This is a genomic window from Aminobacter sp. SR38, from assembly GCF_014843375.1.
In the GTDB taxonomy this organism is placed as follows: Bacteria; Pseudomonadota; Alphaproteobacteria; order Rhizobiales; family Rhizobiaceae; genus Aminobacter; species Aminobacter ciceronei.
This window is the reverse complement of sequence record NZ_CP062112.1, coordinates 4,960,698-4,986,703: the sequence shown is the minus strand read 5'-3', so window position 1 is coordinate 4,986,703 and position 26,006 is coordinate 4,960,698. Positions and strand designations below refer to the sequence as shown.

Annotated in this window: 22 protein-coding genes; 7 read left to right on the top strand and 15 right to left on the bottom strand. The window is 64.5% G+C overall.

Features of this window, described 5'->3' with window-relative positions:
* The 9 genes from IG197_RS24405 to IG197_RS24365 all read right to left on the bottom strand — a co-directional run bounded on the left by IG197_RS24405 (position 1) and on the right by IG197_RS24365 (position 12,222).
* Positions 1-1,149, bottom strand: a complete 1,149-nt coding sequence (locus IG197_RS24405) for an amino acid ABC transporter permease (RefSeq protein ID WP_192315455.1) — start codon at positions 1,147-1,149, stop codon at positions 1-3.
* Between the two features lie 95 nt (positions 1,150-1,244).
* On the bottom strand, positions 1,245-2,267 hold the full coding sequence (locus IG197_RS24400; RefSeq protein WP_192315453.1) for an amino acid ABC transporter substrate-binding protein: 1,023 nt from the start codon (positions 2,265-2,267) through the stop codon (positions 1,245-1,247).
* Positions 2,268-2,465: 198 nt separating this feature from the next.
* On the bottom strand, positions 2,466-2,912 hold the full coding sequence (locus IG197_RS24395) for a universal stress protein (RefSeq protein WP_067960192.1): 447 nt from the start codon (positions 2,910-2,912) through the stop codon (positions 2,466-2,468).
* Positions 2,913-3,071: 159 nt separating this feature from the next.
* Positions 3,072-5,372 carry a right-handed parallel beta-helix repeat-containing protein gene (locus IG197_RS24390; protein WP_192315452.1) on the bottom strand — a complete coding sequence of 767 codons (2,301 nt, stop codon included), beginning with the start codon at positions 5,370-5,372 and terminating at the stop codon, positions 3,072-3,074.
* Between the two features lie 425 nt (positions 5,373-5,797).
* Complete coding sequence (locus IG197_RS24385) at positions 5,798-8,101, bottom strand: right-handed parallel beta-helix repeat-containing protein (protein ID WP_192315450.1); 2,304 nt, start codon at positions 8,099-8,101, stop codon at positions 5,798-5,800.
* A gap of 149 nt (positions 8,102-8,250) precedes the next feature.
* Positions 8,251-9,423, bottom strand: a complete 1,173-nt coding sequence (locus tag IG197_RS24380; protein ID WP_192315448.1) for a Gfo/Idh/MocA family protein — start codon at positions 9,421-9,423, stop codon at positions 8,251-8,253.
* 93 nt (positions 9,424-9,516) lie between these two features.
* On the bottom strand, positions 9,517-10,575 hold the full coding sequence (locus IG197_RS24375) for a sugar phosphate isomerase/epimerase (protein WP_192315446.1): 1,059 nt from the start codon (positions 10,573-10,575) through the stop codon (positions 9,517-9,519).
* Between the two features lie 94 nt (positions 10,576-10,669).
* On the bottom strand, positions 10,670-10,924 hold the full coding sequence (locus tag IG197_RS24370) for a DUF2087 domain-containing protein (protein ID WP_192315444.1): 255 nt from the start codon (positions 10,922-10,924) through the stop codon (positions 10,670-10,672).
* The gene (locus tag IG197_RS24365) at positions 10,921-12,222 is read right to left on the bottom strand and encodes an amidase (RefSeq protein WP_192315442.1); all 1,302 of its coding nucleotides are present in this window, start codon (positions 12,220-12,222) and stop codon (positions 10,921-10,923) included. Before IG197_RS24365 ends, IG197_RS24370 begins: the two co-directional genes overlap by 4 nt.
* Positions 12,223-12,357: 135 nt before the next feature.
* On the opposite strand from IG197_RS24365, the gene IG197_RS24360 reads away from it, so the two are divergent.
* Positions 12,358-13,458, top strand: coding sequence for an NADH:flavin oxidoreductase/NADH oxidase (locus IG197_RS24360; RefSeq protein WP_192315441.1), 1,101 nt, complete (start codon positions 12,358-12,360; stop codon positions 13,456-13,458).
* A gap of 119 nt (positions 13,459-13,577) precedes the next feature.
* On the top strand, positions 13,578-14,636 hold the full coding sequence (locus IG197_RS24355; RefSeq protein ID WP_067960177.1) for a succinylglutamate desuccinylase/aspartoacylase family protein: 1,059 nt from the start codon (positions 13,578-13,580) through the stop codon (positions 14,634-14,636).
* Between the two features lie 80 nt (positions 14,637-14,716).
* Here IG197_RS24355 and IG197_RS24350 read toward each other — a convergent pair whose 3' ends face one another.
* Together IG197_RS24350 and IG197_RS24345 are read right to left on the bottom strand one after the other, a co-directional pair.
* Complete coding sequence (locus IG197_RS24350) at positions 14,717-15,133, bottom strand: DUF1801 domain-containing protein (protein WP_246765237.1); 417 nt, start codon at positions 15,131-15,133, stop codon at positions 14,717-14,719.
* Between the two features lie 96 nt (positions 15,134-15,229).
* Complete coding sequence (locus IG197_RS24345; RefSeq protein WP_192315438.1) at positions 15,230-16,549, bottom strand: NAD(P)H-dependent oxidoreductase; 1,320 nt, start codon at positions 16,547-16,549, stop codon at positions 15,230-15,232.
* Positions 16,550-16,853: 304 nt separating this feature from the next.
* Here IG197_RS24345 and IG197_RS24340 point away from each other — a divergent pair, with 304 nt between their 5' ends.
* The 3 genes from IG197_RS24340 (at position 16,854) to IG197_RS24330 (ending at position 18,981) form a co-directional block, all read left to right on the top strand.
* Complete coding sequence (locus IG197_RS24340) at positions 16,854-17,933, top strand: glycoside hydrolase (RefSeq protein ID WP_067960172.1); 1,080 nt, start codon at positions 16,854-16,856, stop codon at positions 17,931-17,933.
* 9 nt (positions 17,934-17,942) lie between these two features.
* On the top strand, positions 17,943-18,251 hold the full coding sequence (locus tag IG197_RS24335) for a MoaD/ThiS family protein (RefSeq protein ID WP_192315437.1): 309 nt from the start codon (positions 17,943-17,945) through the stop codon (positions 18,249-18,251).
* A gap of 79 nt (positions 18,252-18,330) precedes the next feature.
* Positions 18,331-18,981 carry an SH3 domain-containing protein gene (locus tag IG197_RS24330; protein ID WP_192315436.1) on the top strand — a complete coding sequence of 217 codons (651 nt, stop codon included), beginning with the start codon at positions 18,331-18,333 and terminating at the stop codon, positions 18,979-18,981.
* Positions 18,982-19,032: 51 nt separating this feature from the next.
* Here IG197_RS24330 and nadE read toward each other — a convergent pair whose 3' ends face one another.
* The 4 genes from nadE to asnB are packed head-to-tail and all read right to left on the bottom strand — an operon-like array spanning position 19,033 to position 23,838.
* The gene (gene nadE / locus IG197_RS24325; RefSeq protein ID WP_192315435.1) at positions 19,033-20,034 is read right to left on the bottom strand and encodes an NAD(+) synthase; all 1,002 of its coding nucleotides are present in this window, start codon (positions 20,032-20,034) and stop codon (positions 19,033-19,035) included.
* Positions 20,031-21,566 carry a class I adenylate-forming enzyme family protein gene (locus IG197_RS24320; RefSeq protein ID WP_192315434.1) on the bottom strand — a complete coding sequence of 512 codons (1,536 nt, stop codon included), beginning with the start codon at positions 21,564-21,566 and terminating at the stop codon, positions 20,031-20,033. The genes nadE and IG197_RS24320 overlap by 4 nt, the downstream gene beginning before the upstream one ends.
* Positions 21,567-21,584: 18 nt before the next feature.
* Positions 21,585-21,872 carry an acyl carrier protein gene (locus IG197_RS24315; protein ID WP_192315433.1) on the bottom strand — a complete coding sequence of 96 codons (288 nt, stop codon included), beginning with the start codon at positions 21,870-21,872 and terminating at the stop codon, positions 21,585-21,587.
* A 22-nt stretch (positions 21,873-21,894) separates the two neighbouring features.
* Positions 21,895-23,838, bottom strand: a complete 1,944-nt coding sequence (gene asnB, locus IG197_RS24310; RefSeq protein WP_192315432.1) for an asparagine synthase (glutamine-hydrolyzing) — start codon at positions 23,836-23,838, stop codon at positions 21,895-21,897.
* Positions 23,839-24,121: 283 nt separating this feature from the next.
* On the opposite strand from asnB, the gene IG197_RS24305 reads away from it, so the two are divergent.
* Positions 24,122-24,811 carry a HemK/PrmC family methyltransferase gene (locus IG197_RS24305; RefSeq protein ID WP_246765236.1) on the top strand — a complete coding sequence of 230 codons (690 nt, stop codon included), beginning with the start codon at positions 24,122-24,124 and terminating at the stop codon, positions 24,809-24,811.
* 79 nt (positions 24,812-24,890) lie between these two features.
* Positions 24,891-26,006, top strand: coding sequence for a hypothetical protein (locus IG197_RS24300; RefSeq protein WP_192315428.1), 1,116 nt, complete (start codon positions 24,891-24,893; stop codon positions 26,004-26,006).

The window sequence follows — 26,006 nt, the reverse complement described above, 5'->3', positions numbered from 1 at the left end:
TTAGCGTGCCTTCAGCGCGACACGCGCATTGTACCAGTTCATGAACAGCGAGATCGCCACCGACAGGCCGAGATAGATGCCCATGAAAATGGCGATGGTCTCCATCGCCTGGCCGGTCTGGTTCATGATGGTGTTGGAGACCATGACGAGGTCGGGATAGCCGATGGCGATCGCCAGCGAGCTGTTCTTGAACACGGTGAGATAGGTGTTGGTCAAAGGCGGGATGATGACCCTGAGCGCCTGCGGCAGCACGACGAGCCTGAGCGTGCGCGAGCGCGGCAGGCCCAGCGCCTGGGCAGCCTCCCACTGGCCCTTGCTGACGGCCTGAATGCCGGCGCGGACGATCTCGGCGACGCTGGCCGACAAGTTGAGCATCAGGCCGACAAGCAGTGCCACGAACTCCGGGCGGATCTGCAGCCCACCGGTGAGGCGGAAGCGCCCGGCCTCCGGCGCGCTCCAGCTCAGCGAGATCGCACCGCTGGCCCAGACGGCGAGCACCGGCAGCACGAGCAGGACGAGCGCAAAAATCCAGCCGGCATTGGCCTTGCCGCTTTGGATGCGCCGGCGCTGGCTGACAGCGCGCACGACGAGTGCCGCAACGACGCCGAACGCCAGCGCCGCGAAGGTCAGCCCGAAACCGCTCTGCCATTCGACCGCAGGCATGGCGAGGCCGCTGTTGGACAGGAAGAAGCCGGGAAACAGCTGGATCGCCTGGCGCACCGGCGGGAACACCAGGATGATCAGGAAGTACCACAAGAACAGATAGAGCAGCAGCGGCACGTTGCGCAGCAGTTCGACATAGGCAAGCATCAGCCGGCTGAGCAGCGGGTTCGTCGACATGCGTCCGATGCCGACGAGGACGCCGATGATGGTGCCGAACAATGCCGCGAGGAACGACACCTTGATGGTGTTGATCAGCCCGACGAGGATGGCGCGGGCCACCGTATCGGTCGGCCTGTAGGCGATCGAACTTTCGCTGATGGCGATGCCGGCCTGTCGGGAGAGGAAGCCGAAGCCGGTGGCGATGTCCTGCTTGGCCAGGTTCGCGCTCGCGGTCGCGTACATCGCCCAGGCGGCAAGCAGCACCAGCGAAATGGCCAGAAATTGGTAGAAGACCGCGCGAAACCGCGCGTCGTTCAAAAACAGCATGGGCGCGCCGATGTCCGGAAGGCGATGTCAGATAGCCGGAGCCAGGGGGACAAGAACAAGGTCCGCGCCGGCTGGCGGCGCGGACCTCGCATTTCTTAGCGGACCGGCGGTGCGTAGAGCAGGCCCCCGGCATTCCACTGCGTGTTGGGACCACGCGTCATGCCGAGCTTGGTCTTTTCACCGAGATTGCGGTCAAACACCTCGGCATAGTTGCCGACGCCCTTGATGATGTTGTAGCCCCACTTGTTGTCGAGGCCGAGCATCTTGCCGAGTTCGTCGGCGCCGCCCAGCATGCGCTGGATCTCGGGATCCTCGCTTTTCGCCATCTCGTCGACATTGGCCTGTGTGATGCCCTTCTCCTCGGCGGCCATCAGCATGTAGACCGACCACGAAACAATGTCGCGCCAGTTGGAATCGTTCTGGCGCACGGCGGGCGCCAGCGGCTCCTTGGAGATTGTTTCGGGCAGCAGCACGTAGTCATCGGGATTGTTGGCGACGGCGCGGATCGAGGCGAGGTCGGAACGGTCGGACGAGATTGCCTCGCAGCGGCCGGAATAGAACGCGGCGCGATTCTCGTCGGGGCTCTCGAACACCACCAGCTCGAACTTGCCGCCGACGGTGCGGAAGAAGTCGGTCAGGTTCTGCGAGGTGGTGGTGCCGGGCAGCGTGCAGATCGCAGCGTCGGTCAGCTCCTTGGCAGAGGCGACGCCGAGCGACTTGGGCACCAGGAGGCCCTGGCCGTCATAAAACACGGTCGGGCCGAAATCGATGCCGAGCGAGGCTTCGCGCGAGAAGGTCGCCGTCGTCTGGCGCGACAGAACGTCGATCTCGCCCGACTGCAGCGCCTGGAAGCGCGTGTTGATGTTGGTCAGGACGAAGTCGACCTTGTCGGCGTCGCCGAACACGGCAGCCGCGATCGAGCGGCAGATGTCGGCGTCAAAACCCTGCATGCGGCCCTTGTCGTCGGCAGCTGCAAAGCCCGGCGTGCTGAGCGAGACGCCGCAGATCAGCTTGCCGCGCGCCTTGACGGTTTCGAGCGTGGTGGCGGACTGCGCCGCGGTCACGCCCACCATGAGTGCAGCCGTTGCAGCGCAGAGCGCCAGGAATTTACGTTTCATGCTTTCCCTCCCTTGATGTGACCGCAGGCCGCCATGCCACGTCTCCCCCGGCATGGGCGCCGCCCCGGTCAGTCGCGGGGCTATGTATGCATAGATTGTGTACGATTTGGAAGATTAATGTTGGCCAATATGTATACAATTATTCCTGTATGTGGATTGCGCTCCGCCAGACCAGCGGAGCGCGGCAACGAATGTCGCCTAGCGAACGACAAGCACCGGCGTATGGGCGTATTGGACAACTTTGGCCGTCTGGCTGCCCAGCAGCAGGCGGCCCACCCCGCGACGACCGTGAGAGGCCATGACGATCAGGTCGCATCCAAGCTTCTGAGCTTTCTCCACGATCGCTTCCGCGGCAGAATCGGCAGTAACCTGAACAAGGTCGGGGGCGATGCCGATTTCGTCGGCGACTTGTCTGGCCGATCCCAGGATTGTCTCGGCAAATTCCTTCTGGCTGGCGTCGTAGCGTCGAATGTCATTGTCCCCTGCAACCCAGCCCGTCACCGTCGTGCCCTGCAGCGGAAATGGCTTTGTCACGATGACGACAGTGGCCTTGCTTCCGATGCTCTTGGCCAGCTTGAGGCCGTGCTCGACACCCTTTTGTGAGATGATCGATCCATCGGTCGCAACAAGAATGTGGCTGTACATGCAATTCCCCTTTCTCGATGCCTTCGAGGCAAGGTGTAGCACTCACAGCCGTTTCGGTTTTGACATAGGTCAAATAGCGGTGCAGGTCGCATGACCAAAGTCTGCTCCGGGCCGCGCTCTTTCCGAGGCGAGCGCGCGTAGCCTTCGACGAAGGCCTCCTTACGGCGTGTTTCCAGTGACGATGGTGTCGCCTGCCGTTGTCAGAACACCGCTGTTGCCTCGCCCGACGAGGCGATTGTCGCGTACGGCCACGCCGGAGGACCAGACATAAACGCCATGCGGACCAGCTGAAGTCACGGTGTTGTTTTCCACCACCCCGTTGTGGCTGTTGAAGCCTATGGATACGCCATGCGAATTGTTCGGGTTCGTGGTCGTCAGGGTGTTGCCGCTGACAATGTTGGAGGCTGACCCCACCACGGCGACGGCCGCTGCGTTCTCGCCGTCGGTCGTCACTGTGTTTCCTGATATGGTGCTGTTGGCGCCGTAGCGCAGAAGGATGCCGGTAGCGCCGCGCGCGCGCGTCGTCACAGAATTGCCGCTCACCGTCAGGTTGTCGCTTCCTTCGGTCATGATGCCGAAGGCCGCCGTGTAGAGCGACAGGTAGGTATCGTTCGTTGTGTTGGTGGCCACGGTGTTGCCGGCAATGGTGGCGCCGTCGCTGTCGACAAGGCGTATCCCGCGGCTCATGTAATTGTTGGTGGTCACCCTGTTGCCGGAAATTGCGATACCGGCGCTACCAGTGACGTTGATGCCGTTGGCCAGTTCGCCATTGATGGTGATGGTGTTGTTGGCGATCGTCAGGCCGCCACTGTTGCTGACCGACAGGCCATGGGCCGGGCGCGCCGACGAATGGGCGTCGTTGTAGCCGCTGCCATTGCCATTGGTGGTGATGGTGTTGCCCTCGATACGGCCTGCGACATTGTCGACGACGATGCCGATGCCGCTGGCGCCATTCTGGATGATGGTGGCGCCGCCGATGCTGACCCCTGTGCTGTCGGTGATGGCGATGGCGCTGCCTGTCGCGGCAGTGATGCTGCCGCCCTGAAGGGTGAAGTTCGCTGTGCCGTCGACCCTCAGCCCGTTGGCAGCCGAAACGACGGCAACGTCGCGCAGGCTGGCGCCGCTGGCACCTGATATGGCCCAGGAGTTGGCATTCGACGAGGTGTTCTCGACGGAGATCCCGCGCATGGCGCTGTCCGTGGCCATCCTGACCAGGGTGTCGGTGGCCGCACCGGAAATGCGGCCCGCACTGCCCGCTGCTGCATAGTCGACGGCAACGCCGCTGGTCGCGCCCTTGAGCTTGAGGACGGTGCCGCCGCCGACGAGCAACTGCTTGTCGTTGAGGGAAATGGCGCCCGTCGCAGCGAGGTTGCCGTTCAAGAGCACGATGCCTTGGGCCCCGACGCTGTCGAGCGCGGCCTGGAGGGCGGTCTGATCCTGGGTCGTGCCGTCGATCCGCACGACCGAGGTGATGGTCTTGCCGTTCCACGCGTTGACCGCATCTTCGGACGAGGTGAGCGTATCGTACTTCGACCTGGTTCCGTTGCGGGTGGTCGAGACGATATCGACGTCGCGCACCACCGTGTCGGTCATGCGCCGTTCCATGTAGGACAGCGGCTCGCGCCCGGGGGATGAGGCTGCCTGCAGGGGAATGCGCAGCCGCGCCTGGGTGATCCACTGCTCGCCGCGGACATCGTCATGCTGGAAGGTCAGCCCGGCGGTCAGCTTCACGCCGGGAAGATCGACGAAGTCTGCGGCGGTGAATTCGAGCCGCGCGCGTGGGCCGGCAATCGCCTCCACGTCGGAGGCGCCGAAATAATAGCCGCCGACGAAGGCGCGCATGTCGAAGCCCGAATCCGGCTCGAACACCGGCAGCCTGATGCCGATCTCGGCGTCTGCGCCGGCCAGCGCCTTCTCGACCCTGTAGCTGGTGGTTGTCGTCTGCACCGCCTGGTGTTGGATCGCCAGCGACGTGCCGGTCAGCACGGCCTGGCTGCTCCAGGGACCAACTGTCGCGGTCGCGCCGAGGTCCATTCGCCGCTCGGTCTCGCCGACCGGCAGGTAGGCGTTGGCGCGCAGGTCGAAGACCTCGCCCAGGGCCTCAGCGCCGAGCGTCAGTTGGTGAAACGTGTTGCCATAAGGCGAGCGGCGGATGTCGTAATAGCCATAGGCTCCCAGGTTCCAGCCGGACGGCAGCATGTGCCTGATGCCGAGGCCGAAATTGCCCTCGACGGAATCATTGTTGTCGAACTTGCCGCGCAGATCGGTGAAGACGAGCGTGTCGCTGTTCTGGAACAGCGGAACGAACAGGTTCATCTCACCGAGTGAACGGCCCTTGCCGAACTGCCCGCCAGTTTCGACCCACGGCCCCCAGCGCTTGGCCAGGAGGTCTTCCGCGTGAGCTGATGAAACGGCGCAGATCGCCAACAGGGACGCGGAAAGGGCCCATCTCGAATGCATGAATGGATGTCCAGCAGATGCAAGGAACCGCTGGTTGCCACGACCTGCCGAGCGCGGCTAGCCGGTTGGAAAGATGGTACCAAAGTTGGTTCGGGAGCGTCGCGTCAGTGGGCAGCGCGAGCAGCGGCCTTGGTGGCATCAGCGCAGCCACGTCGAAGTCGGGAGAATTGGAACCGCCCGTTCGAAGCGACGGCTCGCGGCGTTCAAATGACGATAGTGGCCTTGCTTCCGACGCTCTGTGAGAGGATCGATCCATCGGTCGCAACAAGAATGTGGCTGTACATGCAATTCCCCTTTCTCGATGCCTTCGAGGCAAGGTGTAGCACTCACAGCCGTTTCGGTTTTGACCAGGGTCAAAGAGGTGCAGGTCGCATGACCGGTCCCGGCCTTGCGTCGACGGGCCGGCAGCCGTAGGCGAAGGCACCCTACGGCGTATTTCCGGTGATGACAGTGTCGAATTCCGTTGTGAAAACACCGCTGTTGCCTCGCCCGACGAGGCGATTGTCGCGTACCACCACGCCGGAAGAGGTGTTGACCAGAACTCCGGTTCCACTCGCTGCGGTGACTACATTGTTCTCCACAACCCCGTTGTGGCTCAGGATGCCAAGGTAGACGCCGTATGAACTGCCAACGTTGGTGGCTGTCAGGACGTTGCCGCTGACGATGTTGGAGCTTGAGCGCACAGAAGAGATGGCGTGGGCGCTCGTTCCGTGGGTCGTTACCGCGTTGCCGGAAACGACATTGTCGCCACCGTAACGCAGATAAACGCCATTTCCGCCACGCATGCGGGTCGAGATCACGTTGTCGCTGATAGTCAGGTTGCTGCTTCTGTCGGCGATGAGGCCAAACGCGATCGTCAGATACGACCAGTTCCTGTCATCGATCGTGTTGGTTGCGATGGAGTTGGCGGAAATGAGGGCCCCATTGCTCTCGCGCAAGTGGATGCCACGGCTCATGTAGTTGTTGGTGGTGATGGTATTGCCGGAAATCCGTATGCCTACACTGTCGGCTACGTCGATGCCGTTGGCCTGCTCACCATTGGTGGTGATGGTGTTGTTGGCGATGGTCAGGCCGCCGCTGTTGCTGACCGACAGGCCATGGGCCGGGCGCGCCAACGAATGGGCATCGTCATAACCGTTGCCATTGCCATTGGTGGTGATGGTGTTGCCCTCGATACGGCCTGCGACATTGTCGACGACGATGCCGATGCCGCTGGCGCCATTCTGGATGATGGTGGCGCCGCCGATGCTGACCCCGGTGCTGTCGGTGATGGCGATGGCGCTACCTGTCGCGGCAGTGATGCTGCCGCCCTGAAGGGTGAAGTTCGCTGTGCCGTCGACCCTCACCCCGTTGGCAGCCGAAACGACGGCAACGTCGCGCAGGCTGGCGCCGCTGGCACCTGATATGGCCCAGGAGTTGGCATTCGACGAGGTGTTCTCGACGGAGATCCCGCGCATGGCGCTGTCCGTGGCCATCCTGACCAGGGTGTCGGTGGCCGCACCGGAAATGCGGCCCGCACTGCCCGCTGCTGCATAGTCGACGGCAACGCCGCTGGTCGCGCCCTTGAGCTTGAGGACGGTGCCGCCGCCGACGAGCAACTGCTTGTCGTTGAGGGAAATGGCGCCCGTCGCAGCGAGGTTGCCGTTCAAGAGCACGATGCCTTGGGCCCCGACGCTGTCGAGCGCGGCCTGGAGGGCGGTCTGATCCTGGGTCGTGCCGTCGATCCGCACGACCGAGGTGATGGTCTTGCCGTTCCACGCGTTGACCGCATCTTCGGACGAGGTGAGCGTATCGTACTTCGACCTGGTTCCGTTGCGGGTGGTCGAGACGATATCGACGTCGCGCACCACCGTGTCGGTCATGCGCCGTTCCATGTAGGACAGCGGCTCGCGCCCGGGGGATGAGGCTGCCTGCAGGGGAATGCGCAGCCGCGCCTGGGTGATCCACTGCTCGCCCCGGACATCGTCATGCTGGAAGATCAGCCCGGCGGTCAGCTTCACGCCGGGAAGATCGATGAAGTCTGCGGCGGTGAATTCGAGCCGCGCGCGTGGGCCGGCAATCGCCTCCACGTCGGAGCCGCCGAAATAATAGCCGCCGACGAAGGCGCGCATGTCGAAGCCCGAATCCGGCTCGAACACCGGCAGCCTGATGCCGATCTCGGCGTCGGCGCCGGCCAGCGCCTTCTCGACCCTGTAGCTGGTGGTTGTCGTCTGCACCGCCTGGTGTTGGATCGCCAGCGACGTGCCGGTCAGCACGGCCTGGCTGCTCCAGGGACCAACTGTCGCGGTCGCGCCGAGGTCCATTCGCCGCTCGGTCTCGCCGACCGGCAGGTAGGCGTTGGCGCGCAGGTCGAAGACCTCGCCCAGGGCTTCCGCGCCGAGCGTCAGTTGGTGGAACGTGTTGCCATAAGGCGAGCGGCGGATGTCGTAATAGCCGTAAGCTCCCAGGTTCCAGCCGGACGGCAGCATGTGCCTGATGCCGAGGCCGAAATTGCCCTCGACGGAATCGTTGTTGTCGAACTTGCCGCGCAGATCGGTGAAGACGAGCGTGTCGCTGTTCTGGAACAGCGGAACGAACAGGGTCATCTCACCGAGTGAACGGCCCTTGCCGAACTGCCCGCCGGTTTCGACCCATGGCCCCCAGCGCTTGGCCAGGAGGTCTTCCGCGTGAGCTGATGGAACGGCGCAGATCGCCAACAGGGACGCGGAAAGAGCCCATCTCGAATGCATGAATGGATGTCCAGCAGATGCAAGGAACCGCTGGTTGCCACGCCCTGCCGAGCGCGGCTAGCTGGTTGGAAAGATGGTACCAAAGTTGGTTCGGGAGCATTGCCAGCCGGTTGGGTCGGCAATGTCCCCAGATTGACCAGAGCCTGTCCCTACAGCTTCGTCCACGCGGCGTTCTTCTTCGACGAGCGCACGCAGGCCTCGACGAATGCCACGCCCTCAACCCCATCCTGCACCGTCGGGTAGATGACGTCCTTGGCCGGCTTGCCGCGTTTCTTGCGCGCGGCGCGGATGGCACGGGCGGCTTCCTGGTAGATGTTGGCGAAACCTTCGAGATAGCCTTCCGGGTGGCCGGACGGCACGCGGGTGACGCGGGCTGCGGCGAGGCCAGCGCCAACGCCGCCGCGGGTGATCAGCTGCTTGGGCTGACCGAAGGGCGTGTACCAGAGGTAGTTCGGATCGGCCTGCACCCATTCGATGCCGCCCTTGGAGCCATAGACACGCAGCTTGAGCCCGTTCTCGTGGCCCGGCGCCACCTGGCTTGCCCAGATCATGCCCTTGGCGCCGCCCTTGAAGCGCAGCATGACGTTGACGTTGTCGTCAAGCAGCCGGCCCGGCACGAAGGCGTCGAGATCGGCCGACAGGCTGTCGAGCTCCAGGCCGGAGACGAAGCGGGCGAGATTGTAGGCATGGGTGCCGATGTCGCCGGTGGCGCCGCCGACGCCCGACTGTTTCGGATCGGCGCGCCAGGAGGCCTGCTTCTGGCCGGTCGCGGCGAGATCTTCGGTCAGCCAGTCCTGTGGGTATTCGGCCTGGACGACCCTGATGTCGCCGAGCTGGCCCTTGGCGACCATCTCGCGCGCCTGCCGGATCATCGGATAGCCGGTGTAGTTGTGGGTAAGAACGAAGACCTTGCCGGTCTTCTCGACGAGTGCCGCGAGCTTCTTCGCCTCGGCAAGCGTCGCCGTCAGCGGCTTGTCGCAGATGACGTGGATGCCGGCTTCGAGGAAGGCTTTGGCGGCGGGATAGTGTACGTTGTTGGGCGTGACGATGGCTACTGCCTCGATGCCGTCGGGCCGTTTCGCCTCGGCCTTGGCCATCTCGGCATAGGAGGTGTAGCTGCGCTCGGGATCGAGGCCGATCTCGGCGGCGGAGGCCTTGGCGCGCTCCGGATTGGACGACAGCGCGCCCGCGACAAGCTGGAAATCGCCGTCCATGCGGGCGGCGATGCGGTGGACTGCACCGATGAAGGCGCCCTGCCCGCCACCGACCATGCCGTAGCGGATCGGGCCGGCCGACTTGTCACCGCGTCCTTCGATTGTCATGCTTTCCTCCTGGTTGTTCCCCGACTGCGCTCCACGCCCTCTCTGTCCTGCCGGACAGAGGAGGTGCTGTCCCTCGGCACCTCCGGTGTCCGCTTACGCGATCCCCATCATCTTCCGCAGCATCGCCGGGTCGCTCGTCCCGCCGGCGAAATCGTCGAACGCCTTGTCGGTGACGCGGATGATGTGGCTTTCGATGAATGGCGCCCCTTCGGCAGCGCCGTCTTCCGGATGCTTGAGGCAGCATTCCCATTCGAGCACCGCCCAGCTGTCGTAGCCATACTGCGCGAGCCTGGAGAAAATGCCGGTGAAATCGACTTGGCCGTCGCCCAGCGAGCGGAAGCGCCCGGCGCGGCCGAGCCAGCCCTGGTAGCCGGAGTAAACGCCCTGGCGGCCGTCGGGATTGAACTCGGCGTCCTTGACGTGAAACGCCTTGATGCGCTCGTGGTAGATGTCGATGAAGGCGAGATAGTCCAGCTGCTGCAACAGGAAATGCGACGGGTCGTAGTTGATGTTGCAACGCTTGTGGCCGCCGACGGCGTCGAGGAACATCTCGAAGGTGGCGCCATCGAAGGCGTCCTCGCCCGGATGCAGCTCGAAGCAGAGGTCGACGCCAGCCTCGTCATAGGCGTCGAGAATGGGCGTCCAGCGCTTGCCGAGCTCGGCGAAGGCCTCTTCGATCAGGCCGGCGGGCCGCTGCGGCCAAGGGTAGAGATAGGGAAACGCCAGCGCGCCGGTGAAGGAGACGCAGGCCGTGAGCCCGAGATTCTGCGATGCTTTGGCTGCGAGCTTCATCTGCTCGCCCGCCCATTGCTGGCGCGCCTTGGCATTGCCGCGGACCGCATCGGGCGCAAAGCCGTCGAACTGCGCGTCATAGGCCGGGTGCACCGCCACCAGTTGCCCCTGCAGATGGGTCGACAATTCGGTGATCTCGACACCCGCATCGGCGCAGATGCCCTTGATCTCGTCGCAATAGGTTTTCGACGTCGCAGCCTTCTGAAGATCGAACAGGCGCGCGTCGGGCGTCGGGATCTGCACCCCCTTGTAGCCGAGGCCACCTGCCCACGATGTAATCGATTTCAATGAATTGAACGGCGCAGCGTCGCCGGCGAACTGGGCGAGGAAGATCGCGGGACCCTTCATTGTCGATGGCATGGCAAACTCCTCGTCCGATTCCGGCCTGCAACGTTGTAGCGGCCAGATGACCATTATTCAGGCCAGCTCCGCAAGAGGCCAGCAAACCTCCGACTTAACGGGCATCGGCACGGCGATAGATGGCGGTGACAGGGTTGCGCGAAAAGCGCCCGCTCTCTAACAATTCGCGCCTCAAAAGGGCCCAGTCGCCGAAGCTGTGGTAGCGCTTGAGGACGTCGTTGACCTCGCGCTCGCTGTAGTCGCGTCCGGTCTCGAATTTTGCGACGAGAAAATCGAGCACCACCAGCCGGTCGGCGGCCTTGGCCGGCCAGCGCGTGACGACGCCGTCGTCGGTGATCAAACCGGTCATGGCCTATCCCTAAGCAGTGCCTCGACGGCAAGGCCAGCGGAAAGCAGTCGGCGGTCGTGGCCATGGCGCGCCATCAGCATCAGGCCGGACGGCAGCGCCGTACCGGCCATCGGCAGCGACAGGGCGCAGAGGTCGAACTGGTTGGCGACCTGGGTATTGCGCAACAACAGCCCCTCGATGCGGTTGGCGTGCGCAAGGTCGGTCAGCATGTCTGACATCGGCTGTGCCGGCACGGGCGTCGTCGGCAGCACGACGAGATCATGCGCCGACAGCCGCGCGTCCATGGCGGCGGCAAGCTCGACGCGGCGGTTCATCGTCCTGATGTAGCTGACCGCCGACACCTGCATGGCGCGGCCAAGCGCGCCGCTGACATTGGGGTCGATGGGCACAGACGCACCATTGGCCAGCCAGTCGGCGTGGATCGAGGCCCCCTCGATCGCAGCGATGGTGCCTGTCCGTGTCGCGGCGCGGAAATCGGCCAACAGGTCGTCGATCTGGCAGTCGCCGATCACCGCACCGGCAGCCGAAAGCAGGTGCAGCGCGCGCTCGAAGCTGGCCGCCAGGCCGGGCGCCATGTCGTCGAGCAGGCGGCCACGCGGGATGGCGAGGCGCAGGCCAGCGAGCGACAGCGGTGGCAGCGAAAAATGCTCCTTGCCTGACATGACCGCATCGGTGGCGATGCATTGCGCCACTGTGTTGGCGAGCGGGCCGATGGAATCGAGCGACGGCGACAGCGGGAACGCGCCATCAAGCGGAATGCGCCGTGCCGTCGGCTTGAAGCCGACGACACCGTTGAGGGCGGCGGGCACCCTGACCGAGCCGCCGGTGTCCGAGCCGATCGAAATGTCGGAGCTGCCTTCGGCGACCGAGACTGCGGCGCCCGAGGACGAGCCGCCCGGGATCAGCCTGGAATCGGCGGCGTTGCCCGGCGTGCCGTAATGCGGGTTGATGCCGAGCGCGGTGAAGGCGAACTCGGTCATATGGGTCTTGCCGATGATGACAGCACCGGCGCGGCGCAAGCGCTTGACCACCAGCGCGTCGTCCCGTGCCGATTCGGCATCGCGCCGCAGCACCGAGCCGGCCAGCGTCGGCTCACCAGTGACGTCGAACAGGTCCTTGATCGAGACGATTGTGCCATCCAGTGGCCCGAGCATGAGCCCTGCCCGGCGGCGCGCATCAGCGGCATCGGCGGCGGCGCGCGACACATCGGCATAGAGCTTCATGAAGACGCGTTCTTCGCCAGCGCGCGCAGCAAGCCGCGAAAGGATCGCCTCCAGCCGGTCCCTGGTCGTGGTCATCCACCCCTCCGATTCGCCATTGCCGCCGTTGGGCCGCGGCAGGGTCGCGACTGTTAGCACGGTCTGGCCCCATGCAACACGGTTGCCCGCCCCGTCAAACATCTTACAGTCGCCTTACCAAGCCCAGGAGCCGTCATGACCGCCCATCTGTTTTCGCCGATCAAGCTCGGCACGCTCGATTTCCCCAACCGCATCGCGGTTGCGCCGATGTGCCAGTATTCCGCCGACGACGGCTCCGCGACCGACTGGCACCTGCAGCACTGGATGAACCTCGCCATGTCCGGCGCAGGCATGGTCACCGTCGAGATGACTGATGTCGAACGGCGCGGCCGCATCAGCCATGGCTGCATGGGGCTCTATTCCGATGCCAACGAAGCGGCTGCGAAACGCGCCCTCGACGCAGCGCGGCGGGTGGCGACGCCAGGTGCGAAGTTCGGCGTGCAGCTTGCGCACGCCGGCCGCAAGGCCTCCAATCACAGGCCATGGGACGGCTCGGGCCCGCTCAAGCCGGAAGAGGATGCATGGCCTGTGGTGTCATGCTCGGCGCTTGCCTATGCCGATGGCTGGCAGGTGCCGCATGCGCTTGATGAAGACGAGATCGAGCAGACCATCGGCCATTTCGTCCAGGCGGCGCAGCGGGCCGAACGCGCCGGCTTCGACTTCATCGAGCTGCATTCGGCGCATGGCTATCTGCTGCACCAGTTCCTGTCGCCGCTGTCCAACCACCGCAGCGACCGCTGGGGCGGTTCGCTCGAAAACCGCATGCGCTTTGCCATGACGATCGCCCGCCGCGTCAAGGAAGCGGTGCCAAGCCTGATGCTCGGCGCCCGCATGTCCTTGACCGACTGGGTCGATGGCGGCTTCACCCTCGAGGAGGCGATCGAAGTCGCCAAGGCCTATCGTGAGGCGGGCGTCGCTTACCTATGCTGTTCGAGCGGCGGTAATTCCCCACACCAGAGCCTGCGTACCGGCCCCGGCTACCAGGTCCACCTCGCCGAGGCGGTGAAGAAGGCGACGGGCATCCCGGTCCGCGCCGTCGGCATGATCGACCAGCCTGAGCAGGCCGATGCCATAATCCGCGATGGCCAGGCCGACATGGTGGCGCTGGGCCGCGCATTGCTCGCCGATCCGCGCTGGCCGTGGCGTGCCGCAGCCAGGCTCGGCCACGAGTTCCATCCTGCCCCGCAGTTGGCCCGCTCGGCGGCGCTGATGAAGCAATGGGGCTCGGCGACCTGAGGAGTGGCGACACGTCTGGAGCTGCGGCTGCGGCGCGCTGGACCATGACACACCACCACGGCTCTGGTGAATCACCAGCCGAGCGGTTAGGCAGCAGTCGAAGCATCGAGGGACATGGCATGGAAAAATCGGTCGAGACGATCAGGGGCGACAGCGAGGGCATCGCCTACGAATTTGCGCTCTACCGCATTTCGGGCACCTCGTCCGAAGCGCCCTCGGCCTACATCCAGGCGGCCCTGCATGGCGACGAACTCCCCGGCGTCGTCGCCATCGACGCGCTGATGCCAAAACTGCGCAAGGCGGAAAACGAAGGCCGCGTGCGTGGCAACGTCACAATCGTGCCGCGCGCCAACCCGATCGGCGCCAATCAGTTGCTGTTCGGGGCGTCGCAAGGCCGCTTCGACCTCGGCACACGCGTCAACTACAATCGCGATTTCCCGTTGCTCGACAGGCCCGACACCGCGCTGTTGCCGGGTGACGAGGTACCGATGTCGTCGGACCGGCGGCTGAAGGCGCGCCTGCTCAAGCTGTCGCTTGGCCACGACATCGTGCTCGACCTGCATTGCGACGACGAGGGTGTCGCCTATCTCTACGTGCCCGACGAGCTGTGGCCGGCGATGGCCGACTGTGCCGCCAACATGGGCGTCGACGCTGTCATCCTGTGGAGCGGCCAGTCGGGCTCATCCTTCGATGAAGCCTCGCTGCATCCCTATCTCAAGATGCCGCGCAAGGAAGCACGGCTCGAAAGCCGCGTCGTCACGACAGTCGAGTATCGCGGCGTCTCCGATGTCTATGCCACCGTTGCCGAAGCCGACGCTCAGGGCCTTTATCGCCTGCTTGTGGCGCGTGGCGTGATCGAGGACACGTGGATCGAAACTCAGAAGACGTTCGCCGGCGTGGTAGCGCCGATCGACCATATCGAGATGGTGCCCGCCCCTTGCGCGGGCGCCATCCTCTACCACGTCAATCCGGGCGACACCGTCAAGGCGGGAGCCCATATCGCGACGATCGTGCGCGCGGCCGGCGAGGACGGCGGCAGGGTCGAGGTGCTGGCACCGCAGGACGGATTCATCCTCACCCGCCGCTCGCACCGCGCCACGCGCGCCGGCGACGACCTCGTCAAACTGGTCGGCGTGGCCCCCAGCAGCGATGCGCGAACAGGCGCGCTGGAGGCGTAACCTAAGCTGGCGAGCCGAAATGCAAGCAGGCAGCGGACCAAACGTGAAGGAGCCCTGCCCGCCGAAGCGGGCCTTACGCCTCAGCCGCTCTTTGCCTCCTTCGGCGCGCGGGCAGCCTTGACCGACATGTTCAGCGCCACTGCTGCCTGAACCAGCGCCTTCAGCGCCGTTTCATCGAGCGTGTCGCCCTCATGGATGTCGATGGCGCGGCGGGTGTTGCCATCGAGGCTGGAGTTGAACAGGCCCGACGGGTCCTCGAGCGACGCGCCCTTGGCAAAGGTCAGCTTGACCACGCTCTTGTAGGTCTCGCCGGTGCAGATGATGCCGGCGTGCTCCCAGACGGGAACGCCCCGCCACTTCCACTCCTCGACCACTTCGGGGGCGGCCTGTTTGATCAAAGCGCGGACGTGGGCAAGCGCCTCGCCGCGCCAGTCGCCCAGGTCCTTGATCCGTGCATCGATCAGTTGCGAGGGCGTCGCGCCCGAGTTGCTGTCCATGGTCATCTCCTCATTTCCATGATCGTCGTCCACGATCTGGGGGTCCGCCAACGCCCAGATCGCAAGCTTCGCTCGCCTGCCGGCCAGCGCGTTGCCTTATGCCCCGTAAACCAGTCTGTCCTGCCTCGCGCGCAGCTCGGCGATCTTCGAACCTGGCGCGACTGATGCATTGGCAGTGGTGATCAGCTCGCCCTTTTTGATCGGGGCCGTCACCGTGCCGCCCTGCAGCAGGCCGCAGGGGATCGCTTTTGCGGCACGCGCCTCGCCTGCCGTCATGATCCAGGCGCGGTAGGTGTATTCGCCGATGGCGTCGAGCGTATCGCCGGGCGCAAGATCCTTCTTGGCGACGGCACAGACATCAGCCACCGGCCTGGCCAGCGGCACCATGTCGGCCTTGCCGTAAAGCACCACGCGGGCACAGGTCAGCGGCACCTCGAGCGAGGTCAGGTGATAGGGCCGGTGGAAGGTGAAATACGGGCCATGGCCCATCTTCAAATCTTCCATGCGCTCGCGGATGCGCGGATGCGACATGTCGGCGATGACGAACACGCCGGGGGCAACCCCCTTGCCGATCGAATAGTCGACGACGCCGACCTTGGAGAGAACACCGCCGTCCTTCTCCGGGACCAGAACCTTGTTGAGCTCCGGCAAGGTCGCGGCCGGGCCGTGCATGCCGGCCTTGTCCGGCACCAGACCGGTGGCATTGGCGATCGCCGCCATCTCGACCATGGTCTTGGAGCCGTCGACGAACTCGACAAGCATACGCACGTTCATGTTGCGGCGGGCCGCTTCCTCGGCATAGTCGTGCGGCACCGCATCGATGTTGAGCGGGTTGTTCTTGCCCTTGCCGGCAGCGACGATGGTGTGGCCCATCGCCGAGACGAACTCGATCAGCTCCATGCAGGACGACGGCTCGTCGCCGGCGCCGAGCGAATAGGTGACGCCAAGCCTGTCGGCCTCTGACTTGAGATAGGCACCGATGGTGACGTCGGCCTCGACATTCATCATCACCAGATGCTTGCCATGCTCCATGGCGCGCAGGCCGATCTCGGCGCCGACGGCAGGAACGCCCGTCGCATCGATGACGACGTCGATCAGGCCGCTGTTGAGGATGAGATCAGCATCGTTGGTGACCGCGACCTTGCCGGCCTCGATGGCTTCGTTCAGCGCCGAACCGGAGGCAACTTCGCGGGCGTGACCCTTCTCCTGATAGGCGATGTCGACGGCGCGATGCGCGTTGGGCAGGTTGAGCTCGGAAATCGCGCCGACCTCAATGCCGGGCATGTGCGCCACCCGCGCCACAATGTCGGTGCCCATCTCGCCCGAGCCGATCAGGCCAATGCGGATCGGCTTGCCGGACTTGCCACGCTCGGCAAGATCCCGCGCCAAGCCGACAGGGGCTACGTTGATGGTCATCCGATGGTTCCTCCCGAGCACGCTGATATGTCCAACCTAAAGCGCGACGGGTATTGAATTATGGCGCCCTGTCAACTCGAATGTCGCCGGCACAGTCTGGGCTGCCGTTTGTCAGGAGCATGGCAGCTCAATCTGGCCCGCCTGCCGCTTTGCCGCTATGGTCGGCTGTCTTTGTCAGCATCTGGATCATCCCCGGGAGGAGCCGGGATCCCGAGCCGGCATTGCCGGGAAAAGCCAGTGTTTGAAATGCGATAGCAGCCGATCCGGAATCGATCCCTGAAGATCGGCATTGCGGGAGGAGAACATGGCAGAGAAAGTGCTTGTCCTGCTCGGCACCAAGAAAGGTGCCTTCATCGCCGAAAGCAATGCGGCACGGCAGAGCTGGAAACTGCGCGGACCGTTCTGCGAGACCTGGCCGATGAACCATGTCGTCGCTGACCAGTCGACCGGCACCATCTGGGGCGCCGGCGGCAATGAGTGGTTTGGGCCGGCGGTTTGGAAGTCGACCGATCTCGGCGAGACCTGGACGCATTCGTCGGAGGGGCTCGCATATGCCGAGGGCGAAGAGCCGATCAAGGCGGTGTGGAGCCTCGCCAAGGGTAATGGCAGCCTCTATGCCGGCGTGCAGCCGGCCGGCCTGTTCCGCAGCGACGATTCCGGCCAGAGCTGGCAGCACATAGACGGCCTGCAGCAACACCCGTCCCGGCCACATTGGAACCCCGGCGGCGCCGGCCTCATCCTGCATTCGCTGGTGCTCGATCCCGACGACCAGGACCGCATCTGGATCGGCATTTCGGCGGCCGGCGTGTTCTACACTGGCGATGGCGGCGCGACCTGGGAGCCGCGCAATCTCGGCACCCGCGCCGATTTCATGCCCGAGGGTGAAAACTACCCGGAATTCGGCCAGTGCGTGCACAATCTGGTGATGGCCCCGGGCATGCCCGACCGGCTCTACCAGCAGAACCATTGCGGCATGTACCGGTCAGACGATGGCGGCAAGCGCTGGGTGAGCATCGAAAAAGGCCTGCCCTCGACCTTCGGCTTTCCGGCCGCGGCGCACCCGCGCGATCCCGAAACGCTCTATCTCGTGCCGCTCAACGGCGACAGCGCCGGCCGCTACGTGCCCGACGCCAAGGCCGCCGTCTGGCGGACGCGCAACGGCGGCCGAGAGTGGCAGGCGATGCGCAACGGCCTGCCGCAGGAAAACGCCTATATCGGCGTGTTGCGCCAGGCGATGGCAACCGACAGGCTCGACCCCGCCGGCGTCTATTTCGGCACCAGTTCGGGCGCGCTGTTTGCCAGTGCCGACGAAGGCGAGAGTTGGGTCAACGTCACCCAGCACCTGCCGGCAATCCTGTCGGTCGAAACGCTGGTCGTAGACTGAGCGGCGGCCGTGGACAACAGCCCTGCCCCGGAAAGCCGAAAAGCAGCGCTCGCCACCGTCGTGGTTCGCCTGCCCGGGGTGCTGGTCGATCTGTTTCCGGGTGCTTCGAGGCGCGTCGAAGTTCCGGCTGAAACCGTCCGCGACATGGTCGACGAGCTCGACAGGCGCTGGCCCGGTATGCGCGACCGCATCTGCGACAGCCGCCCCGCGATCCGCAAGCATATGAACGTCTTTGTCGAAGGCGAACGCGGCACGCTGACAACAAGGCTCAAGCCCGGTGTCGAAGTCTTCGTATTGACGGCGATCAGCGGCGGTTAGGGCCTCCGTCGAAATTGGATTCCTCTGTGCCGACACATCGGCTAACATCCCCAAGCTATTGATCAAGCGGGGATACCAGATGCGGAAACTCGGTCTTCTCTTTGCAGTAATGCTGACCTTTGCGCCTGCCGTGCCGCAGGTCGTGGCAGCCCAGGAGCGCATGGAAACGCTGCGCATGCGCCCTGGTGCCACGCAGACGACGGTGCGCGGCATTGTCTTCGGCCCGATCAGCGCCTCCTACCGGCTCGAGGCGCGAGCCGGCCAGCGCATGAGCCTCGACCTCAATTCGCGCAACACCTTCCTCTATTTCAACGTGCTCGACCCGCGCGGCCGCGCCATAGCGCGTGAGCAGACGCAGTGGGACGGACGCCTGCCCGCCTCCGGCCTCTACACCATCCAGATCTATTTGGTGCGTGCCGAAGCGCGGCGCAATCGGCCCGCCCCCTTCTCGCTCAGCGTCTCGATCTTCGGCCGCGGTGGCGAGCCTGGCCCGGGCCCGAACCCGGGTCCTGGGCCCGATCCGCGCTCCTGGCGTGTCGTCGGCGTAACGCCCAACGACGTGCTCAACATGCGCTCGACGCCTTCGCCGCGCGGTTTCCTGATCGCCGAAATCCCGTTTGATGCCAGCGGCCTGCGCAATCTCGGCTGCCAGGATCGCCAGAGCTGGTGCAAGGTTCGCTATCGCGGCCAGGAAGGCTGGGTCAACGGCCGCTTCCTGCGCCCGGAATAAGATCAGTCGCGGAAAGGGCCACCGGCGAAACGGTGGCCTCCATCAGGCGCCTCAGACCTCCGGCACGGGATCGACGAGAAGCGGGCCGCTGTGAAGGTAACGCGTCGTCTTGCGCTTGGAGGCGATGTCGGTCCAGACGCGACCAACCTGCTCGGCGGTCAGCCCGGCAGCACGGCCGACTTCTTCCGCCGCAATGCCGTTGTTGAGCCCGTAGAGGCACAGGTCCATGCGATCATATGGCAAGGAGAAATAGAACTCCTCCTGCGTCTGCTGCAGCGAATAGGTGTCGGTGGTCGGCGGCCGCCGGCGGATTTCCTCCGGGACGCCGAGATGGGCGGCCAACTGGTAGACCTGCGACTTGTAGAGATGGGCGATCGGCTTGACGTCAGCGGCACCGTCGCCGTTCTTGACGAAGAAGCCCTGGTCGTATTCCAGCCGGTTCGGTGTGCCGATGACGGCGTAGTTGAGTCGGTCGGCGTGGAAATATTCGACCTGCTTGCGCGTCCGCTGCTTCATGTTGGTCGAGGCGACGATGCCGAGATAGACATGCGGCGGCATGCGCAGCTTGGTCTGCTTGCCCTCGGGATCCTGCACCACCAGCGACGAAATGTTGTAGCCTTCATTGGTCAGCGCATTGGCGATGACGATCTTGCACGCCCAGCCGGCGCCGTATTCGGGCACCAGTTCACGGATGAAGGCGTCGCGGCGCTCGTAGCAGCCCATCGCCTTGAGCGTCGGGCCGATGTTCTCGACGACCGCGGATATCCCGAAGGTTTCGGCGACGAGGCGTCCGAGACGCAGGCTTTCGGGATCGGAATCGTCCTCCGGCATGAACAGAGCAAAGACGTTCTTGGCGCCGACGGCGCGCACCGCGAGGGCAGCACTGACGCTCGAGTCGACGCCGCCCGACAGGCCGAGCACAAGCCCGCGCCGGCGGAGCGTGCCGGTCAGTTGGCTGCGCAAGGCGGCTGATATTCTCGTCGCTTCGGCTTCGGGATCGATGGTCAGCGTCGCCGCGCCGAAACTGCCGGTTTGCGCCAATGGCATGTTCATTGCGTCGGCTCCATGGATTCGGCGGCGAGACGCCGGCTGACCTTGCCGGTGTCGGTCCGGGGCAATTCGGATCGGAACTCGATGATCTTGGGCACCATGAAATCCTCGAGATTGGCTTGGCAGTGGCGCAGGATTTCACGCTGGGTCAGGTTGGGATCGGAGAGCACGATCAGCGCGCCGATGGCGTGACCGAGGATAGGGTCGGGTATGCCGATCACCACCGCCTCGGCGACACCGGGACAGGCGTGAAGAACGGCCTCGACCTCCTTGGGCGCCACCTTTTCACCACGCGTCTTGATGATGTCGTCCTTGCGCCCGACGAAATAGAGGAAACCTTCGGCGTCGCGGCGGAACAGGTCGCCGGTGTAGAGCAGCTTTTCCCACGGGTTGAAGCCCGGGCGCAGCATGCGGTTGGTCGCTTCCGAATTCTCCCAGTAGCCCTGCATGACATGCGGCCCGCGGATGACCAACTCGCCGGGTGTATCAGGCGGCACCGGCTGGCCGAGATCGTCGACGACGAAGGCTTCGGTGTTGGGAATGGCGATGCCGACCGATCCGGGGCGCCGGTCGAGCTCCGCCGGCGGCAGGTAAGTGCAACGCTTGCACTCGGTCAGGCCATACATGGAATAGAGCCGGGCGCCGGGGAACAGCTCGCGCAGCCGTGCGATATGGGCCGGCGGCAGGGCGGCGGCGGTGTTGGTGACGTAGCGCAGGCTGGGCAGGAAGCCCGGTTTGATGTCGCGCATCTGCAGGATCAGCGCCGCCATTGTCGGCACCAGCGGGAAGCCGGTGACGTTCTCGGCGCGGATGACGTCGAAGATCGCCTGCGGGAAGGAGAACGACTTCTCCAGCACCAGCGTCGCGCCCATCTTGATCGACATGATCAGCTGGTAGAGCCCGTAATCGAAGGCCAGCGGCAGGACGTTGAGGATGATGTCGTCTGGTGTGTTCTCGAGATAGGTGGTGATCGAACCGGCCGCCGCCTCGATGTTGCGGTGGGTCATCATCACGCCTTTGGGCCGGCCGGTTGAGCCCGAGGTGTAGATCAGCATGGCAAGGTCGACGTCGATGCCGCCATGAAAGGGCATTGCGGCACTGCCTTGCAGGCATTCTTCGAACGAGACCGCACCTTCCGGTGCCTTGCCGCCGGCAGCCGTCGACACGACGATCAGTTCGCCGCCGTCATTCGCCTCGGTGACGACCGGCAGCAGCCGGGCCTGGGTCAGCACGGCGCGCGCGCGGCAGTTGCCGATGATGAAATCGAGCTTGTCGGCTTTGGTCGACGGGTTGATCGGACTGAAGACGGCACCGGCCTTGGCAATGGCGAACACCGACACCGCGGCTTCCCAGCAATTGTCCATGAAGACCAACACGCGATCGCCACGGCCGACGCCAAGATCGCCGAGCCTTGCTGCCAGCCGGTCCGACATGCTGTCGAGTTCGGCGTAGGTCAGGCGCATGTCGCGGGCAATCAGCGCGGTCTTGTCGCCCCGCAACCGCGCACTGTCGCGTAAGAACTGCTCCAGTCGCATTGCCCCCTCCCGCGCGCCTCAGGCGGCGCCAGCTGCCTGCTTTGCCGGTTGCGCTGCTGCCTGCTTCGCCTCGATGAAAGCCGCGATGCGGACCAGCGAGTCGAGATTGGCCGGAACGATGTCGGAATCCGCCATTTCGAGCCCGAACTGGTCCTCGATATAGGTCACCAGTTCCAGCACGCCGGTGGAGTCGATCACGCCGCTTTCGATCAGCGAAACGTCATCGGCGAGCGCGTAGGACGTGTCCCCGAACAGGAAGTTGTCGAAGATGAAGGCTTTGACCGTATCCTTGATCTGCTGCGTCATGCTCTCTCCTTTTGTTTCATCGTCAGGCGGCCTCGGTGACATCGGATCTGGATCCGGCGAACGACCGGTGCCACAGCTGCGTCGACAGAATGCCGACAAAGGCAGCGTTGTCCCGGAAGCCCGATACCGCCTGCTGCCGACACTTTTCGGTCAGCTTCCTTACCGTGGAAACGTCGAAGAATCCTGAATCGGCGATCGCCTCGGAACTCATCGCCTCTCGCAGCCACGGTTGTTCGCCGGTGCCGACGAAAGATTGCGAATCGGGAGCGCGGTAGGGCTGCTTCGTGCGTTGGCCGATCGACGGTGGTGACAGGTCCTTGGTCGCCTCGCGCAAGATGTGCTTTTCGACCAGCCCCTTGAGCTTCATGCCGGGCGGCAGCTGGCTGGCGAACTCGACAAGGCGATGATCGAGGAACGGGAAGCGGCCCTCGATGCCATGCGCCATGGACATGCGGTCACCCTGGCTCGACAGGATGTAGCCCGGCAACAGGTAGCGGCTTTCGAGATATTGCGCCTGGTGCAGCGGGTGCCAGAGGGCGAAACGCTCCGGCAGTTGTGAGGCGAGCTCAGCCGCCGCGTCATAGGATGCGAGTTTGGCGCGCAGGTCGCCGGAGAAGAACAGCTTGGCCGCAGCCGTGTTGCGCATGCGCGGACGATGCGAATAGAGCGGATCGTCGAGGCTGTCCTTGCCGGCGCCGAAGAAGGCGGCGAGATAGGACGCCGACTGTTTCTGCAGCCCAGGCAGATAGGGATAGAGCTTGCGGAACAGATGCGGCCGGCCGGCCGAACCGGGCTGGCGGTCGCAGAAGCGCCGCACCAGCGTCTCCTTGAAGATGTCGTAGCCGGCGAAGACCTCGTCGGCGCCCTCGCCCGTCAGCACCACCTTGATGCCCTTGGCACGCACCAGCCCGGAGAGCTGATAGAGCGGCGCCGGTGCCGTGCGGATGACCGGCCGCTCCGTGGCATTGATCACCTCCGGGAAGATCGAGGCGATGTCGCCGGGCCCGACATTGACCGCGCTGTGGTGTGATCCGATGGCCAGCGCCATTTCTTCCTGGAATTCGCTTTCGTCGTGCTCGGCACTGTCGAAGGTCACTGAAAAGGTGCGCAGGCCCCCGGTCGCCATCGGTGCCGCCAACGCCGAGACGATGGAGGAATCGAGGCCGCCCGAGAGATAGGAGCCGACGGTCACGTCGGCGCGCATGCGGATGCGGGTCGCGTCGGTTAGAAGCTCCCGGAGTTCCTCCGCCGCCTGCCTCTCGTCGCGCGGCGCCCGGGATGCTTCGGCATCGGGGAAATCAAGCTGCCAATAGGGACGCGTCACCAGCCCGCCCTTGTCGGCGATCATGATGTGCCCGGGCTCGAGCTCGTAGACATTCTTGAAGGCGGTGCGCGGCGCGATCGGCGCCCACAAGGTGAAGATCTGGTCGAGCGCGATTTCGTCGAGTTCGGCGGTGAAATCGGGCACTCTGGCAAAGGCCTTGACCTCTGAAGCGAAATACAAAGTGCCGCCGACTTCGGTGTAGAACAGCGGTCGCACCCCCATCCGGTCCCGGGCGAAGAACATGCGCTGCCGCGGCGCGTCCCAGATGGCGAAAGCAAAGTCGCCATTCATCTGGTCGACGCAGTCGGGGCCCATCTCCTCATAGAGATGCAGGATCACTTCGGTGTCACTGCCTGTGCGAAACCGGCGGCCGCGCGCCTTCAGCTCGTCGCGCAGCTCGACATAGTTGAAGATCTCGCCGTTGAAGGCGATGTGGAGGTCGCCCGAAGCGCTGGCCATCGGCTGCTGGCCGTCGCCAAGGCCGACGACCGACAGGCGGGCATGGCCAAGGCCGGCCGAAGGACAGACGAACACGCCCTGCTCGTCGGGACCCCGATGGGCGATGCTGCCGGTCATGCGCCGCAGCAGCCCGTCAGCCGTTGCTGGCTCGACATTCCCGAGATACCCGACAAATCCACACATACGCCGGACTCTGTTTCGCTAGTGCGACAAGCGCACGTGTTTAGCGCAAGTTAACCAATGGCAGGAAAGCACACTTCCGATATCAAAACACATCACAAAGCCGATAGTCTCGGTTTCGCAACCGTCGATACGATAGTAGATATTGATAGAAGGTTCTTTGTGTAACGAATTGTATGAACAAGTCATGTTGATGACAATCGCACCCGGGAGAAGCATTGACCGGTTGACGATCCGGGGCGCTGGGGTTGTCATGGAGCGGGCAAAGGACTTGGCGAGGGCAACCATGCATATCGTTGAGAACAACGGCGACAAGTCTGGCATCAGGCTGCACAAATTCATGGATATCGAGCTCGAGCTCGGGAGCGACGTGCTCGTGCCGCGCGAGGAAACCGAAATCCTCGGCCGTGCAGCGCTCGGCCTGCTCGACGGCCGCGGCGCCGACGCCAGGGTAATCGACATGTGCTGCGGCTCCGGCAATCTCGGCCTGGCGATCGCCGCCAAGATGCCGGGCGCGCGCGTCTGGAGCGCCGACCTGACCGACAGCACCGTCGCCACCGCCCGTCGAAATGCCGACCGTCTCGGTCTGGCCGACCGGGTGACCATTGCCCAGGGCGACCTGTTCGGCGCCTTCGACGGGATGGACCTAGCCGGGTCCATCGACCTTGTCGTCTGCAATCCGCCCTACATCTCGTCTGCACGCCTCGAAGGCGATCGCAGCGAATTGCTGGCCTCCGAACCGAGGGAAGCCTTCGACGGCGGCCCCTACGGTCTGTCAATCCACCAGCGGTTGATCCGCGATGCGGTGACCTTCCTCAAGCCCGGCGGCTGGCTCGCCTTCGAATTCGGCGTCGGCCAGGACCGCCAGGTGGCAGCCCTGCTTGCCCGGGCGCGCGTCTATGCACCGGTGGAATTCGTGTCCGACGCCGCCAAGACACCGCGCGCGGCGATCGTCCGCAAGCTCGATCCCGCGTGACCGGGAGCCCGACCTTCACCCTTCCTAGATGTTTCCCGCCTAAGCCATTGCTGCCGTGACATGACCGAGGCTTCGCCCGATGCCTGAAATTCGTCCATTGCAGGCCGCAGATATGGCGGTCGTCGCAGACATGTTCCAGCGCGTGCTGCGCAAGCGGCGCACGCCGACGCCCGCCTCGCTGCCCGGCTATCTCCAGCGCCTCTATCTCAGTTCCACCGACGCTACGGTGGGGTCGCCATCCCTGGTCAATGTCGCCGACGACGGCAGCATTTCGGGCTTCATCGGCGTGACGTCACTGCCCATGCGGTTTGGTGACAGGAAGCTGAACGCTTCGATCTGCGGTTCGCTGATGGTCGACGAGGACCAGCGCAACGACCTGTCCGGCGCAAGGCTGCTCAAGGCATTTCTCGCCGGTCCGCAGGACCTGTCGTTCAGCGAGACGGCAAGCGACGTTACCGCCAATATGTGGACGACGCTGCGCGGCTCGATCCTGCCTGACTACAGCCTCGACTGGATCAAGGTATTCAGACCGGCAGCCTTTGCCGTTGCCGGTGCCAGACAGCGCCTGCCCATCGCACGCCTCGGCGCGCCGCTGGCCCGCGCCGTCGATGCCTGTCTCGGCCTTCGCCGCAGCGGCGAGTTTTCGCGCTGGTTCGGCGCCGGCGACGCGGCGGCCTCGCAAGGCCGCTACACAGTGGCAAGCATCGATGCCGACGGCTTCGCCGTTCTGCTCGGCAAATTCACCTCGCGCTTCGCCGTTCATCCGGATTGGAACGAAAACGCACTGTCGCGCATCATGTCGGATGCCTCGGCCAAGACGGATTTCGGCGACATCTGCCGCTGTACGGTTGCGGCGCGCACAGGTGCCGTGATCGGTGCCTTTGTCTATTTCGGCCGGCCCGGTGGCATCGGCCATGTGCTCCAGGTTCTGGCCTTGCCCGGCCAGGCTGGTGCCGTGATCGACTGCCTGATCAACCATGCCGCCGGCGTCGGCCTCGCCGGTCTCAGAGGCAGGACCCAGCCAGCCCTGCTGGAAGCGATGCTCGGCCGGCGCATCATCTTCATCAACGTCAACTCGACGGTGGTGCATTCGCGTGATCCCGAGCTCGTCCGGCAGTTCCAGACCGGCAACGGCTTTTTCAACGGGCTGGTGGGCGAGCATTGGAGCCGCATCTTCGGCGATCATTTCGACTGA

Coding starts and splice junctions, on each gene's coding strand:
- IG197_RS24405 (WP_192315455.1), bottom strand. CDS start 1,149: ATGCTGTTTTTGAACGACGCGCGGTTTCGCGCGGTCTTCTACCAATTT.
- IG197_RS24400 (WP_192315453.1), bottom strand. CDS start 2,267: ATGAAACGTAAATTCCTGGCGCTCTGCGCTGCAACGGCTGCACTCATG.
- IG197_RS24395 (WP_067960192.1), bottom strand. CDS start 2,912: ATGTACAGCCACATTCTTGTTGCGACCGATGGATCGATCATCTCACAA.
- IG197_RS24390 (WP_192315452.1), bottom strand. CDS start 5,372: ATGCATTCGAGATGGGCCCTTTCCGCGTCCCTGTTGGCGATCTGCGCC.
- IG197_RS24385 (WP_192315450.1), bottom strand. CDS start 8,101: ATGCATTCGAGATGGGCTCTTTCCGCGTCCCTGTTGGCGATCTGCGCC.
- IG197_RS24380 (WP_192315448.1), bottom strand. CDS start 9,423: ATGACAATCGAAGGACGCGGTGACAAGTCGGCCGGCCCGATCCGCTAC.
- IG197_RS24375 (WP_192315446.1), bottom strand. CDS start 10,575: ATGCCATCGACAATGAAGGGTCCCGCGATCTTCCTCGCCCAGTTCGCC.
- IG197_RS24370 (WP_192315444.1), bottom strand. CDS start 10,924: ATGACCGGTTTGATCACCGACGACGGCGTCGTCACGCGCTGGCCGGCC.
- IG197_RS24365 (WP_192315442.1), bottom strand. CDS start 12,222: ATGACCACGACCAGGGACCGGCTGGAGGCGATCCTTTCGCGGCTTGCT.
- IG197_RS24360 (WP_192315441.1), top strand. CDS start 12,358: ATGACCGCCCATCTGTTTTCGCCGATCAAGCTCGGCACGCTCGATTTC.
- IG197_RS24355 (WP_067960177.1), top strand. CDS start 13,578: ATGGAAAAATCGGTCGAGACGATCAGGGGCGACAGCGAGGGCATCGCC.
- IG197_RS24350 (WP_246765237.1), bottom strand. CDS start 15,133: ATGGACAGCAACTCGGGCGCGACGCCCTCGCAACTGATCGATGCACGG.
- IG197_RS24345 (WP_192315438.1), bottom strand. CDS start 16,549: ATGACCATCAACGTAGCCCCTGTCGGCTTGGCGCGGGATCTTGCCGAG.
- IG197_RS24340 (WP_067960172.1), top strand. CDS start 16,854: ATGGCAGAGAAAGTGCTTGTCCTGCTCGGCACCAAGAAAGGTGCCTTC.
- IG197_RS24330 (WP_192315436.1), top strand. CDS start 18,331: ATGCGGAAACTCGGTCTTCTCTTTGCAGTAATGCTGACCTTTGCGCCT.
- nadE (WP_192315435.1), bottom strand. CDS start 20,034: ATGAACATGCCATTGGCGCAAACCGGCAGTTTCGGCGCGGCGACGCTG.
- IG197_RS24320 (WP_192315434.1), bottom strand. CDS start 21,566: ATGCGACTGGAGCAGTTCTTACGCGACAGTGCGCGGTTGCGGGGCGAC.
- IG197_RS24315 (WP_192315433.1), bottom strand. CDS start 21,872: ATGACGCAGCAGATCAAGGATACGGTCAAAGCCTTCATCTTCGACAAC.
- asnB (WP_192315432.1), bottom strand. CDS start 23,838: ATGTGTGGATTTGTCGGGTATCTCGGGAATGTCGAGCCAGCAACGGCT.
- IG197_RS24305 (WP_246765236.1), top strand. CDS start 24,122: ATGCATATCGTTGAGAACAACGGCGACAAGTCTGGCATCAGGCTGCAC.
- IG197_RS24300 (WP_192315428.1), top strand. CDS start 24,891: ATGCCTGAAATTCGTCCATTGCAGGCCGCAGATATGGCGGTCGTCGCA.